We start from the raw sequence: 12988 nt of genomic DNA on the forward strand, positions 1-12988 counted from the left end.
CATGTCCCTTACAGATGGATATTTAGCCCGGAAACGTCCAGAGCGCCGCCGGCTGCCAGGATATCCTGGAAATCGCCGGAAAGCTCCACGGTCTGCGGCGTCGCAATAAAGATGTAATTGGAAATCTTCTGAAGATTGCCGTTCATCGAATATGTGGCTCCTGACGTAAAGTCGATGATTCTCTGAGCCACCTCCGTGTGGATGCCCTCCATATTGAGGACGACAGCCTTTCCGGCCAGCAGGTAGTCGCAGATTTCCTTTGCATCGTCCATAGACGTGGGCTTTACAAGGGATACTTCCATGCTGCGCCGCATGGAAACCACCTTATTTCCGGCAGGGCGCGGAAGGAACCGCGGTCTCGCCTGCTCTGCGGAATCATAATCATCGTCAAAGTCATCGTCACTTTTCTTGAAAAAGCCCTTTCTTGCAGGCCTGTCCTCGTCCTCGTAATCGTCATCTAAGAAGTAATCTTCGTTTTCATCGTCGTTTAAACGCATTGTATCCATCAGTTTGCTAAGAATGCTCATTATACTTTCTCTCCAATCTGCCTGGAACCAAAAATCCCGGTTCCAACTCTTATCATGGTTGCTCCTTCTTCAATGGCGACTTCATAATCTCCCGTCATGCCCATCGAGAGAACACTCATAGTACCATTATCAATGTTTTTACTTTTGATGTCAACATATAATTGATATAAATCTTGAAAAACTTTTCGATTATCCTCTGCATTTTCGACATTTGGCGCAATGGTCATGAGTCCCTTTACGCGGACATGGGGAAACGCTGCGATGGCTTTCACGGCTTCCTCCGTCTCCTCCAGGAAAAACCCGAACTTGCTCTCTTCCCTAGCAGCGTTGACCTCCAAAAGGATGTCGCTGACGATCCCCTTTTTCTCCGACTCCTTTTCAATCTTTTCTGCCAGCCGGAGGCTGTCCACGGAGTGAATCATGGAAACCTTCCCAACCACCTGGTGCACCTTGTTAGTCTGAAGGTGGCCGATCATATGAAACACGCAGTCCTCCGGCATCTGCGGAAGCTTTTCCAGAATCTCCTGCACCTTATTTTCTCCAAACACGCGCGTGCCCGCATCATATGCCTCCATGAGCATGGAAACCGGCTTCGTCTTGCTGACTGCAATTAACGTCACCTCGCCGGGCTCCCTTCCTGCCCTTTCGCATGCGGCTGCCATCCGCTCTCTTACCTGCGAAAGATTTTCGCTGATACTCATACTGTTTCCTCCTTGTAGCTACTGATAAATGATTGTCCCTTCCTGTCCGACGGCTGCAGCATCCAAAACGATGTGATCGTAGACGGAGAGGCCGTAGTCCGAACCCTTTTTAATCGTATAATATTCATCATTGGAAGAGAGAATTTCAATCCTCTTAAACACGGTATAGCCGCGGTTGATGTTGTAAACGCCCTGGAGCGCCGCTGTGGCGCCGATCTGGTAACGCTCCTGGGAATCTGCCTTTACGATATAATCGCCGGCCCTGAACTCGCTGTTGTCCCAGGCGCCCACATAATAATAATCATCGTCAGAATTATAGATGGTGGCTGACGTCAGTACCATGCTGGCCGTCCCGTCCTCGTTGTAGGTTTCCTTATAAAAGCCGCGTGCTGCCCCTGTTTCAGAGCGGACAAGGAATTCCTTCGGAATCAGGTAGAACCGCTCCTCCGTCACGGCGCTCCGCGGGATTTTTAAGCCGCGGACTTCCTCCGTGACAATCTCAAAATCCACGAACCTGTCTGAAATAAACTGTTCCATATACTTTGTAAAATCCAGCCGCCCGTATGTGGCACCGTCGGCTCCGGTAAACATGGAAAAGGCCGCGGTGGTCTGAAGGCCGCCGCCGGAAAACTTCACGGTCAGAGACGTCCTGCCGCTTAAGGAACTGATCTCCGCCTCCGTAAGCGGGAATACGATGCACCAGTCCTCAGAAGTCACGAGCTTATAGGCCGGCGCCCCGGTCTCCACAAGCTGCCCCGATTTGATGTTTGTCCTCGTATAGGAAGAACGGTCAAAGGTTTCAGCCGTTACCTGGTTCGGGGCTGTCCCATCGAGGGAATCAATGGAGTAAGAAACAATGCCGGATGCATCGGCGCGCACCTGGCTGAAATTGACGCCCATCTCGGAAACCACGCTGTCCAGATTTTTTAACGTATCCACGTTGACGAACTCTAACACCTCGGAATCCAGCGTATATTTGGCGTCATAGACGCTGTGGAAAGCGGCGTCTGTAAACGTCTGGCTGAAGGAAGAGAGCTGCTTTTTGATGGTCGACAAATTTTCCTGGGAAAGCACCACGGAGCTGTCGGCCTGCGCGGCCAAAAGCTCAGAGAGCGTCCCGGTCTCGTCGATGGAATAAATCCTTGTCCCGACGGCGGCCCGTTTCCCTTCTCTGAGGTAATAGTTGATATTTCCGGCCCTGTCCGTGTACTTCGTCTCTTCCTCACGGAAAATAATGCCCGTATGGCGCTGGTCATTTACGATGCCGCCCTCGGACACCTCATAAAACTCGATTTTGTCGCGTCTGATGTAGGTATATACATAAAAAGCCATGTATGCAAAAATGAGGGCAAAAATAATCATGCCCACATTGATATTTAACGGCCGGCGATACCGAACGACTTTCTTTGTCTTTTTCTTCGCCATCCCAAAACCTCCCGGCAGATACTTCCCGGCCGGATTCCTGTACGGCCGGGCTACCATTCATTATAAAAGCATCGGGCTGAAAATTCAAGAAAAAATGGCATAAACGAAAGTCTATGCCATTGATTTTCCATATCATAGGTTTTCTGTATTCTTACAGCGCCACAAGGATCATACCCTTTGCATTTTCCGGAAGCTCTTCGCCGTCCATGGAAACGCTTAAGACAAAGTTTACATGATATTTTTTGCCGATGTCATCCAGCTCTGCAACCACGGAAGAGATATCTTCACCCTCCAGGCTGGCCAGTTTCAGGAAGCTGTCAAGGAACATCGTTTCCAGGTCATGATCCTGGGAAATAATGCCGCAGATGAAACCGATAAAGCCCTCCGGGCTATGTACAGGAAATTCTGCTACATTGATGAGACGGATCTTATTGCTGAGCTCATACATATGCTTGGAACTCTTGTCAAGATAAACTACGGAACCCTTGGATTCTTTGATAGCAGTATTTGCCATATCCAGTAAATATTTTGTTTTGCCTTTCCCCTTTTTTCCAGCGATAATCTGCACCATAATGATCTCCTCCTTGGATTTATATGATTTGTATAAAAAAATCGTTTGTATATGATTTGATTATAGACTAAATATCCAAAAAATGCAACGACTATTTGACAATATTAGAAATTATCTTCGTCATGCTGTCATACAGCTTGTCGCGGCTTGCTGCTTTCATGACAACAGACGCATATTCGCGGCCGTCGTCCGTGCGGCTCCCCATAACCAGGCAGTAGCCGGCAGCGTTCGTAGTTCCCGTCTTTCCGCCGAAAACCGTAAGCCCGGCAGGCGTTTCCGTCTTGCCGTTCATGTAGTAATTCCCCACTGTCCAGGTCACGGTTTTCGCTGCGCCGTCGGCTCCCGTATAATCGGCCGTGTAGGAATGCGTCCCGATGATTTCCCGGAATTTCGGATATTTCAGGGCTTCGTGGAACATCAGATAGAGGTCATAAGCCGTCGTGTAGTGCTCCGGCTCCGTTAAGCCGTTGGCGTTGGTGTAGTGGGTGCCGGTGGCCCCGATGTTCCAGGCCTCCTCGTTCATGGCATCTGCAAAAGAATCAATGCTACCGGCCAGATAGACGGCAATGGCATTGGCCGCATCGTTTCCCGACGGCATCATAAGGCCGTAGAGAAGCTGCTCTAAGGTCATGGTATCACCTGGCTTCACGCCGCACATGGAGGAACCGGCTTCCGTGATAATCACCTCGTCCCCCACGGTTATCAGGTCGCTTAAATTCCCGTATTTTAATGCCAGGATCGCCGTCATGATTTTCGTCGTGCTGGCAGGGTTCATCCGTGCCATGGCGTTTTTATGAAACAGGGCCTCTCCGCCGTCAAGGGAAAACACGGCGGCTGCCTCTGCGTCAAGAGCAGGCGATACGTCGTCCCCATCGGTGATGACAGCAAGGTCTGCCGCAAAGGGCTCCGGTGTGCGGGGCCCCTCTGCGGTAAAGTTTTCTGCCCGCTCCTCAAAAACATAGGCATCCTCAAAGGCCGGCTTTTTCTGACAGCCGGACACCAGAAGGCCTGCCGCCAGAACGAGGAGCAGGAACCGTTTTATTTGTACATTTCCCGCCATTCCAGATCTCCACGGTCGAGAGCCTTGATGAGAAGCTCTGCGGTTGCCAGGTTTGTTGCCAAAGGTACATTGTGGATATCGCAGAGGCGCACGGCCTTGTTGACATCCGGTTCATGGGATTTGGGAGACAGCGGATCTCTGAGGAACACCACGAGATCAATGTCATTGTTCTCGATCTGGGCCCCCATCTGCTGCTCCCCGCCGAGATGGCCCGGCAAAAATTTGTGTATATTGAGATTCGTAACTTCCTCGATCAATTTTCCTGTGGTGCCTGTTGCATAAAGGGTGTGTTTGCTGAGGATCCCCTTATAGGCAATACAGAAGTTCTGCATGAGCTTTTTTTTGGAATCGTGCGCGATCAGTCCGACATTCATTGCCATACCTCCTAATATTCTGGTTTTGTGCTGCGCTGAAGACCTACATTTAAGACAATACCTATTCCTATATACAAACTCACCAGCGAGCTTACTCCGTAGCTTAAAAACGGAAGGGGAAGCCCCGTGTTGGGGAATACCCCGGTGGCGACTGCAATATTCGTAAACGCCTGGAACCCCACCAGCGCCGCGACGCCGGTGCAGATCAGCCGGCCGCTTAAATCTCTGGCACGGCTTGCCGTCCGCAGGCATTCGTAAATGAGCAGAAGATACAGTGCCAGCACAGCCATGCAGCCGACAAAGCCCATTTCCTCGCCAAGAACGGAAAAAATAAAGTCCGTATGCTCCTCTGATAAGAAGTTGCCGTTTTTAACGGAAATTGCCGTATCATTGAACAGGCCTTTTCCATAAAGCTGCCCGGAACCGATGGCCATCATCGAATTGTCCTGCTGGAGGTTTAACTCCGCATACTTCTCAGGCATAATAAACGCCAGGATCCGGTTTACCTGATATCCCCGCAAAAACGGGACCATCCCCTGCTCTGCGAGAAAAAGCATGATCCCGCCCAGTGGGACAACGACGGCGATGGAGCCCAAAATCCATTTATAGTCGATGCCGGCGGCAAAGATCAGGCAGAGAATGAAAACGGCGATGACAATGCTCGTGGAAAGATCCGGCTGCTCCAAAATCAAGAACAGCGGAACCGCGGCAAACACCGCCACAGACAAAAGGACGAGCGGCCGGTTGATCTTTTCCTGGTATTTTTCCAGATACCAGGAAAAGAAAAGGATCAGGCCGATCTTTACAAATTCGGAGGGCTGGAAGCGGCCGATGACGGGGAGTTCGATCCACCGCATAGAGCCGCCGCCCAAAGCCCCGTTTAAAATAACTGCCGCAAGGATCACGATACAGCCAAGATAGATGACCCAGTTGAACTTAAGGAGCCATCGGTAATTGATAAAGGCAAGGGCGGCTGCCATGCAGAGCCCTCCCGCGAACCCAATGAGCTGTTTTTCCGTATAGCTTGTATCTCCGGCCACAGCACTGTTGATGACGACAATCCCGACGGCCGTCAGAGCCATCACATAGAGCAGGATCCGGATATTAAAGCTGCGAAAATTGTATTCAGAAAACATTAAAAGCAAGTCCCCTTAGTAAGCAGGACACGAATCGGAATGCTGGCATACAGCACCGGAAGACCGGCCGCGGACTGGGAGTCCTCCACCTGCGTAATTTTGATTTCCAGGCCGTTCGTGTCGATTTCCATGTATTTTGAAATGGCTTTTATCATGTCATCCTTGATCATTTCAAGGATTTCCGGCGTACAGCCAGCCCGGTCGGCAATCAGGACGAACTGAAGCCGCCGCTTGGCAATGGTTCCGGAATTCCGTTTTGTCAGGATTTCCAAAAGATTCAAGCCTCTCCTACGCTCTCTTTAAAAGCCCGGTCAGCCTCGAGAAAAATCCCCGGTTTAACTCAAGATCCATAATCGGTACCTCCTGACCAAGTACACGCTTGCAGATATTGAGATATGCCTGTCCGGCGAAGGAATTCATCCCCACGAGCGGTTCTCCCTGGTTCGTGGAAATGACGATCTCCTCATCGTCCGGAACGGCTCCCAGGATCGGGATCCCCAGAATGTCCGTCACGTCCTCAATGGACATCATGTCGCCGCGGCGCACCATGTCCATGCGGATCCGGTTGACGATCAGATCCAGCTTTTTGATCTCGGCCGCCTCCAAAAGGCCCACGATCCGGTCGGCATCGCGGATGGCGGAGACCTCCGGCGTCGTCACCACAAAGGCGCGGTCAGCGCCGGCGATGGCGTTTTTAAATCCCTGCTCGATCCCGGCAGGGCAGTCCAACAGTACATAATCAAATTCTTCTCTTAAATCGTCCACCAGCTTCATCATCTGGCCCGGGGACACGGAAGACTTGTCCCTCGTCTGGGCGGACGGAAGTAAAAACAGGTTCGGATATCTTTTGTCTTTTATAAGGGCCTGCTTCATTCGGCAATTCCCCTCCACGACGTCCACAAGGTTGTAGACGATGCGGTTTTCCAGTCCCATGACCACGTCCAGGTTCCGAAGGCCGATGTCCGTATCAATGAGCACCACCTTCTCACCAAGCATGGCGAGACCTGTTCCGACATTCGCAGAGGTCGTCGTCTTGCCAACACCCCCTTTACCGGATGTAACAACAATGACTTCACTCATAAGAATATCCTCCTGTATTTAGTTGTCCCTGACTCTTCTATTCTACATGAAAATTAAAAATATTTCCAGTATTAAATGAAATTTAATGCGCTCAGGAAGTTCTTTTTTATGGGCTCGGAACAAATCCGACCATTTTCTACAAGAATTATCATCGGGCCGCGGTCAAAAATGCGTTTTCGGCCGTTTCCCATGAGCGTCAGGTCTGCAATCTTCACCTGCACCGGCTCCATCTCCAAAGCCACCACGACGGCTTTCCTGTTTCCTGAGAGGCCGGCGGTGACGCTGCCCCGCAGGGCGCCGAGGACGATGACGTTCCCCTTCGCCAGGATGCGGGCGCCCTTTTCCACGTCGCCGATGACGACAATGCTGGCTTCCGACTCCAGGACGTCGCCGTCCCGCAGGCTCCCCTTATAGAACTGTCCCGTGTGGGAGGACAGCTCCATAAGCTTTTCGTTCAGTGCTTTTTCACACCGTTCAATGCGCTCCCCGTCGGAATCCAGGAGGCAGAGCACCTCGATCCCTGAATTCTCCGTAACCGCATTGACGATTCTGAATTCTTCTTCTGCTGTAAGGGCCCTGCCCTCTAAGGTCAGGGTCATCTGGGCGGAACCCCAGAATTTGGCGGTTTCCTTAAATTTCTCCCTGACGGCGCCAAGGAGCGCTTCAAAGGGGACGCCGGGATCGAGATAGACGGTCATACCGGCCTTGTTCCCCTTGATTACCACCGTGTTTCGCATAAAAGAATCCCCCTTCCGTGCCTAGTCTCCGATCTCGACGTTGGAGACGCTCGACGCGCTGTTGTCCAGAACTGCTTCCAGACCTGTATAGCCATAGTAGAACCGATAGATATTTTTTGCCGCTGTCGCCGCATTGGAGGACGAATATCCGTAAGGGATATTGACCGTAACGGCGATCTCCGGGTTATCATACGGGGCAAAGGACACGAAGAACGCATGGTTGATCTTATGGCCGTTCTTAATCTCCTCTGCCGTACCGGTTTTTCCGGCAATGTCCACCTCCAGGTCGCTGAAGATCCGTCTGGCGGAGCCGTTGGAAATAACGCGGCGCATACCAAGCTGTACGGCATCCCAGGTGGATTCGGCCATATCTGCATGGGAGCGGACTTCAGGCGAAAAGTCTTCAATCAGGTTCCCCTGGGAATCCGTCATTTTATCGAGAAGACTTAAGCTAAAGACCGTGCCGCGGTTTGCAATGGCGGAAATATATCTGGCAAGCTGTACGTTGGAATACTGGTTCGTGCCCTGCCCGATGGACGATGCCTCGGGATTTTCCGTCGTCATGTGGGGTGACCGCTCGGAGATCTCGATGCCGGAAGTCTCGTCGAGGCCGAACATGGCCGCGTATTTCCGGATGGTCTCAATTCCCTTTTCCGGATCATACGTCCCGTCCTCATGGAGAGAGAACCTGTGGCCCATCTCAGCCATGAAAACATTGCAGGAATTCTGGATGCCTCCCACCACGCCGAGTACGCCGTGGGCGCCGGGATAAATCCAGCATTTCAAATGCGGAGTAATCTCCTGGTACTGGCCGGTACATGTGACCGTGTCCGTAAGGCTCACAACGCCTTCTTCCAGGGCGGCTGCGGCGATGATCGGCTTAAAGGTGGAGCCGGGCGCCTTCTGGGCCTGGGTCGCATTGTTGAACAGCGGAAGCGACAAGTCGTTGTTCAGCTTATTGTAGTAATCGGCATCGACGGTGCCGGAAAACTTGTTGTTGTCATAGCTCGGGTACGTCACGAGCGCCAGCACCTCGCCGGTGTTTACATCGGTGACGACGCAGCCGGCCGAACAGGGATCCAGGGCAAGCTGTGCCGGCGTGATCTCGATGTCGGAGATCTTCTGGCGGATAAACTGGAAGGCGTATTCCTCTCCGCCTGCCGCAAGCATCCGGTACTCGTTCTCATCGTAAGCCAGGATATTCTGGGAGTACAGAGCCAGACACAGCTCACGCCCGGTCACGGTCCCGGCGTTGATCAGGTACCGGTAAATTTTCTTTGCAAAGGCCGTATCCGTTTTTAAGTCTTCCATGATATATTCCACAAGGATGTTATAAATATCGTCGGCACCGGAATATTTCGTATCCACGGAAAGCTTCGTGGTGTCGATCCAGCTGTCGGCGATACCGGCGTAGAGGTAATCCCTGAGGCTGATGGAATCCTCGCGCCAGGAAAGATACGCCTCGGAATCCTGGGGGATTTTGTCAGAGACAACGATCCCCTGGTCAGACAGGTACGTGTAAATATACTGCATGTAAGAATACATGTCCTCGGAAAGCGCCGACATGGGCACGGCATTTTCGTCTGTCAGCTCCGACCGCAGGCTCCCGAGAACCTGCTCCCTGGCAGCGGAATATTTGGCATAGATATCTTTCTCCACCTGGGAGGCCTCGGCGGCGGAAAAGGCGTTGAAATCCAGGATGTTGTTGTTGATGAACTGGAAGTACACATCCTTTACGGGAATCGGGATGTCAGAGGCCTTTGTGTAATCGGCGTCCGTCAGATCCCGGTTCACAAGCTTCGACGTGAGGACGCCGGCAAGCTGCTGCTCTAAAATATGGTAAATACCGATCTGAAGCTCCCGGTCGACAGTCAGGTAGATGTCATTTCCCGCCTCCGGCGCCTCCTCCGAGACGATTTCCAGAATCCGTCCCATGCTGTCCACGTACATGGTCTGGGAGCCCTTTTTCCCTTTCAGGTATGACTCCATGGAGGACTCGATTCCCGTCTTTCCCACCAGATCCGTAAGCTCATAATCGGAGTCCGATTTTTTCAGCTCCTCCAGCTCCTCGTCCCAGATTTTCCCGATATAGCCGATGATCGGGGCGAAGTAAACGCTGTCGTTGTAGACGCGGTTTGTTGTCTTTTCTATGTTCACGCCTTTTAAATCAGCAGAGTTTTCCAGGACATCCGTCATAGTCTCCTTGCTCACGTTGGCGGCAACCGTCGTCGACTCGTACTTCCGGTATGCGGTGAAATTCATGGTATAGCGGATGTTGGCGATGGCCAGCGCCTCTTCGTCAGTCAGGGCTATGGGATTTCCATCCTTATCCGTCAGCTTGTCTAAGCCGTAGGCCTTCTTCCGGCTCTCCAAAATCTCCCTGGCCGTCACGTCCGACGGCGTCGTGCCCTCTTCGTTGTCCAGCTCGTCGATGCTTCTTAAGCCGTAGTAATCCCGCAAAAACCGCTTCCGCTCCAGCTCGCTGGTTGTTGTAAAGACAAGCTCCCCGGTATAGTCAAAGCCGATGGCAAGATCGCCCTGGATCTTTTCGCCGTGGCGGTTTAAAATCTGCACCAGCTCAAGGAGCATCAGATTCCGCTCGTTGGTGGTGGAAAACTGCCCGTTGTCCTGGATCGTCACGTTGTAGGCCAGCTCATTATAGGCCAGCACGTTCCCGTTCCTGTCATAGATGTTCCCGCGGGTGCTGGGAAGGCTTACGACCTTCTCGGTTTTTGCCATGTAATTTTCCTGATAAGTCTCGCCCTCGATGATTTGGAGGTTGAAAAGCCGGACAGCCAGGACGGAAAACAGGCATGTAAAAAACACGCCCAGAAGGAAAAGCCGCGAGGCGAAGAGTTTTTTCACGAAATCCTTTAGAATTTCCAGTAAGTCATTAAACAATCGTTGTGTCTCTCCTTTTTTCCATCTCTTCTAACTTCCGGCTGATGAAAAGGAACAGCCGGTACACAGCCAGAGTCGTGACAACCGTGAAGATCGTTTCCGGAAGAATGATGTTCACGAGATAATAGCCGAAATCCAGCCGCCCCCGGATTAAGAAGCTGAACATATAGAGATAGAGGTTGTATGCCAGCTCATTTAACACGCAGAGCACAAGGGGCAGCGTGATGTAGTCCTCATAATAGTATTTCGTGCAGATCCCGTTGACGTAGCCCATCCACACGAAGATCAGCGTATAAAAGCCCAGGGCGCCGCCGGATGAAAGATCCATGAAAAGCCCTGCCACGAGCCCGTAGGCCATTCCCGACCGGCTGCCTCTTATGAAGCCGAAGGAAAAAATCAGGATCACAAGCAGGTTCGGGTATGCCGAGAGAAACGGCATTAACGGGAACACGCTGCTCTGGATCGTAAACGCCAGGACGATTAACACCAGGTTGATGGCGATCTGTTTGAGATTGCTATTCATCGAAATCAGGCCCCGCATCCTTTGTATCCGTAATCACCAGAACCTCCTGGAGCCTGTCAAACTGGGCCACAGGGATCAGGTATCCGGATTTGCTTAAATTGTCGTTGTAGTCTACCGTAATATCCGCGGCATAGCCGATCAGGATGCCGGGAAGGAATTTTTCACTGATATTGGAGGTGACGATCATGTCGCCGTCCTCGATATCGTCGTCCTTTTCCATGTAGGAAAGCCTGAGGCGGCCTTCCTCGAAAAGCTTTAAGTCGCCGGAAACGATGCAGGAATCGCCGGAATCCTGGGCCATGGCGCTGACCTGGCTGGAATCGTCGATGATGGAGCGCACCGTGGCATAATTGGCGCCCACGTCGGTCACGATCCCCACAAGGCCGCCGCCTGCGATGACGTTCATGCCCTCGCGGATGCCGTCGTCAGAGCCTTTGTTGATCCGGAACACATGGAACCATTCGCCGGTATCCTTGGCAATGATCCTGGCTCCCACTTTCTGATACTGCATGTACTGCTCGTCCAGCTCATAGAGCTTTCTGAGCCTGGAAAGCTCCTCCTGTTCTGCGCGGAGCCTGGTGTTTTCTTCTGTCAGTTCGTCCACTCTGGCCTGGAGCTTTTCCTTGTCCTCAAGCGCCGTGCTGAGTTCTTTGATTTTGCTGGCCTCGCTGTAAATGCTGCCGCCAACGGCATTGATCCCGGTCTGAAGCGGGACGAGCACATAGCCGACCGCATCCCGCAGCGGGTTTAAAATAGTACCGTTTACGGTAGTGACGCCGATCATGCAGATACAGAGCACGGTCAGCCCGGCCAAAAAATACTTGGTGTTCTTCATTCCTCTAAAATTCCTCGTTCCCTGAGACTCACATAGCAATTATCCCCGATAATGACGTGGTCTAACAGCGGAATCCCGATTAAATTTCCGGCTTCCATCACACGTCTCGTAAAAAAGCAGTCTTCCCTGCTTGGCGCCGCGTCCCCGCTCGGATGGTTGTGAACCAGGGCGATCCCGGTTCCCCGGTAGCGGAGCGCCTCAATATAAAGCTCCCTGGGCGTGGCGATGGACGCGTTGACAGTGCCGCGGGAGATTTCCAGCTCCTTAATCAGGAGGTTTTTCGTATTGAAGATCATGAGGCGCAGGCATTCCTGCTCCATATGGCGGAGCTCTTCCATGTAGTAGGCGGCAATGTCCTCCGGCTCATGGAAGGACGGGGAACGGACAGCCGAAGCCGACCGCCAGATCCGTTTGGAAAGCTCACCCAGGCAGGAAAGCTGGATGGCCTTCACGTCTCCGATTCCGCGGATAGCCTTGTAATCCGCCAGGGAATGATGGAGAAGGCCCGCCAGTCCGTCGGGGGTTCCAAGGGACAGTACCTTTTCCGCAAGCGCCCTGGCCGGCATCCCTTTAGAACCGCTCCGCAGGATCACCGAGAGGAGCTCTGCGTCCGAAAGGGAGGCGGCTCCGTACTCCAGAACCTTTTCGTAGGGCTGTTCCGATGCCGGCAGCGTCTTCATGGTGATTTCTTCTTTTGTTTCGGTTTTTCTTTTCTGATCCATACTGGCCTTTCCGCTCTCCAAGCACCTGGCCCCGGAATATGGATCCTTAGACGTAGCGGTATGCGAGAATGGCGAGGGCCACGCCGATGATGCTGGCCATCGTGATGCGGATTGTCAGCCCGAAGGTGATGATTAAGAGCCCGAAGTCCAGGACGATGGGGTCTTTAATCCCAAAGGACTGGCCGAAATTCAGCCAGGAAAGGCCGGGGATCCCCTCAGCCATATTCCCGATAAAGCCGCCCAGAACGATGCCGGACAGCAGGAAAATCAGCAGAATCCAAAAATTTTTCCCTCTCATACATGCTTGTCCTTCCCTTTATGCTATCAGTTAAATATACCACATTTTCAGCCCCAAAACAACGCAGGCAGAAAAATTTAATGTTTATTAAGAGTTTT

At 52.2% G+C, this 12988-nt stretch carries 15 protein-coding genes; all 15 read right to left on the reverse strand.

Annotated features, from left to right (window positions below; all coding sequences use genetic code 11):
* Nucleotides 1-8 precede the first annotated feature (8 nt).
* Entirely contained in the window at nucleotides 9-527 is a 519-nt protein-coding gene (locus tag KE531_17470) for a cell division protein SepF (protein MBR9955381.1), read from the reverse strand.
* Nucleotides 527-1228, reverse strand: a complete 702-nt coding sequence (locus KE531_17475; protein MBR9955382.1) for a YggS family pyridoxal phosphate-dependent enzyme — start codon at nucleotides 1226-1228, stop codon at nucleotides 527-529. Before KE531_17475 ends, KE531_17470 begins: the two co-directional genes overlap by 1 nt.
* Before the next feature lie 18 nt (nucleotides 1229-1246).
* Entirely contained in the window at nucleotides 1247-2653 is a 1407-nt protein-coding gene (locus tag KE531_17480; GenBank protein MBR9955383.1) for a hypothetical protein, read from the reverse strand.
* A gap of 151 nt (nucleotides 2654-2804) precedes the next feature.
* The gene (locus KE531_17485) at nucleotides 2805-3224 is read right to left on the reverse strand and encodes a twitching motility protein PilT (protein MBR9955384.1); all 420 of its coding nucleotides are present in this window, start codon (nucleotides 3222-3224) and stop codon (nucleotides 2805-2807) included.
* 91 nt (nucleotides 3225-3315) lie between these two features.
* On the reverse strand, nucleotides 3316-4284 hold the full coding sequence (locus KE531_17490; GenBank protein MBR9955385.1) for a D-alanyl-D-alanine carboxypeptidase: 969 nt from the start codon (nucleotides 4282-4284) through the stop codon (nucleotides 3316-3318).
* Nucleotides 4263-4658: a methylglyoxal synthase gene (locus KE531_17495; protein ID MBR9955386.1), complete on the reverse strand. Its 396-nt coding sequence runs from the start codon at nucleotides 4656-4658 to the stop codon at nucleotides 4263-4265. The genes KE531_17490 and KE531_17495 overlap by 22 nt, the downstream gene beginning before the upstream one ends.
* A gap of 11 nt (nucleotides 4659-4669) precedes the next feature.
* Nucleotides 4670-5794: a rod shape-determining protein RodA gene (locus KE531_17500; GenBank protein ID MBR9955387.1), complete on the reverse strand. Its 1125-nt coding sequence runs from the start codon at nucleotides 5792-5794 to the stop codon at nucleotides 4670-4672.
* The gene (minE, locus tag KE531_17505; protein MBR9955388.1) at nucleotides 5794-6075 is read right to left on the reverse strand and encodes a cell division topological specificity factor MinE; all 282 of its coding nucleotides are present in this window, start codon (nucleotides 6073-6075) and stop codon (nucleotides 5794-5796) included. Before minE ends, KE531_17500 begins: the two co-directional genes overlap by 1 nt.
* Nucleotides 6076-6082: 7 nt before the next feature.
* On the reverse strand, nucleotides 6083-6874 hold the full coding sequence (minD, locus tag KE531_17510) for a septum site-determining protein MinD (GenBank protein ID MBR9955389.1): 792 nt from the start codon (nucleotides 6872-6874) through the stop codon (nucleotides 6083-6085).
* Nucleotides 6875-6945: 71 nt separating this feature from the next.
* On the reverse strand, nucleotides 6946-7611 hold the full coding sequence (locus tag KE531_17515) for a septum site-determining protein MinC (GenBank protein ID MBR9955390.1): 666 nt from the start codon (nucleotides 7609-7611) through the stop codon (nucleotides 6946-6948).
* 21 nt (nucleotides 7612-7632) lie between these two features.
* Nucleotides 7633-10512 carry a penicillin-binding protein gene (locus tag KE531_17520; GenBank protein MBR9955391.1) on the reverse strand — a complete coding sequence of 960 codons (2880 nt, stop codon included), beginning with the start codon at nucleotides 10510-10512 and terminating at the stop codon, nucleotides 7633-7635.
* A complete protein-coding gene (gene mreD, locus KE531_17525; protein MBR9955392.1) occupies nucleotides 10505-11035 on the reverse strand; it encodes a rod shape-determining protein MreD in 531 nt (176 codons plus the stop codon). The genes KE531_17520 and mreD overlap by 8 nt, the downstream gene beginning before the upstream one ends.
* Nucleotides 11028-11870, reverse strand: coding sequence for a rod shape-determining protein MreC (gene mreC / locus KE531_17530; GenBank protein MBR9955393.1), 843 nt, complete (start codon nucleotides 11868-11870; stop codon nucleotides 11028-11030). The genes mreD and mreC overlap by 8 nt, the downstream gene beginning before the upstream one ends.
* The gene (gene radC / locus KE531_17535; GenBank protein MBR9955394.1) at nucleotides 11867-12592 is read right to left on the reverse strand and encodes a DNA repair protein RadC; all 726 of its coding nucleotides are present in this window, start codon (nucleotides 12590-12592) and stop codon (nucleotides 11867-11869) included. Before radC ends, mreC begins: the two co-directional genes overlap by 4 nt.
* A 46-nt stretch (nucleotides 12593-12638) precedes the next feature.
* Nucleotides 12639-12890 carry a DUF4321 domain-containing protein gene (locus KE531_17540; GenBank protein ID MBR9955395.1) on the reverse strand — a complete coding sequence of 84 codons (252 nt, stop codon included), beginning with the start codon at nucleotides 12888-12890 and terminating at the stop codon, nucleotides 12639-12641.
* Nucleotides 12891-12988: the final 98 nt, after the last annotated feature.

The organism is Eubacteriaceae bacterium Marseille-Q4139 (assembly GCA_018223415.1).
In the GTDB taxonomy this organism is placed as follows: domain Bacteria; phylum Bacillota; class Clostridia; order Lachnospirales; family Lachnospiraceae; genus CABSIM01.

What these genes read in the sequence shown, in the direction of transcription:
- KE531_17490 (MBR9955385.1), bottom strand. Translation starts at nt 4,284, where the DNA reads ATGGCGGGAAATGTACAAATAAAACGGTTCCTGCTCCTCGTTCTGGCG.
- radC (MBR9955394.1), bottom strand. Translation starts at nt 12,592, where the DNA reads ATGGATCAGAAAAGAAAAACCGAAACAAAAGAAGAAATCACCATGAAG.
- KE531_17480 (MBR9955383.1), bottom strand. Translation starts at nt 2,653, where the DNA reads ATGGCGAAGAAAAAGACAAAGAAAGTCGTTCGGTATCGCCGGCCGTTA.
- KE531_17500 (MBR9955387.1), bottom strand. Translation starts at nt 5,794, where the DNA reads ATGTTTTCTGAATACAATTTTCGCAGCTTTAATATCCGGATCCTGCTC.
- KE531_17540 (MBR9955395.1), bottom strand. Translation starts at nt 12,890, where the DNA reads ATGAGAGGGAAAAATTTTTGGATTCTGCTGATTTTCCTGCTGTCCGGC.
- KE531_17470 (MBR9955381.1), bottom strand. Translation starts at nt 527, where the DNA reads ATGAGCATTCTTAGCAAACTGATGGATACAATGCGTTTAAACGACGAT.
- mreC (MBR9955393.1), bottom strand. Translation starts at nt 11,870, where the DNA reads ATGAAGAACACCAAGTATTTTTTGGCCGGGCTGACCGTGCTCTGTATC.
- KE531_17485 (MBR9955384.1), bottom strand. Translation starts at nt 3,224, where the DNA reads ATGGTGCAGATTATCGCTGGAAAAAAGGGGAAAGGCAAAACAAAATAT.
- KE531_17515 (MBR9955390.1), bottom strand. Translation starts at nt 7,611, where the DNA reads ATGCGAAACACGGTGGTAATCAAGGGGAACAAGGCCGGTATGACCGTC.
- KE531_17475 (MBR9955382.1), bottom strand. Translation starts at nt 1,228, where the DNA reads ATGAGTATCAGCGAAAATCTTTCGCAGGTAAGAGAGCGGATGGCAGCC.
- mreD (MBR9955392.1), bottom strand. Translation starts at nt 11,035, where the DNA reads ATGAATAGCAATCTCAAACAGATCGCCATCAACCTGGTGTTAATCGTC.
- minD (MBR9955389.1), bottom strand. Translation starts at nt 6,874, where the DNA reads ATGAGTGAAGTCATTGTTGTTACATCCGGTAAAGGGGGTGTTGGCAAG.
- KE531_17495 (MBR9955386.1), bottom strand. Translation starts at nt 4,658, where the DNA reads ATGAATGTCGGACTGATCGCGCACGATTCCAAAAAAAAGCTCATGCAG.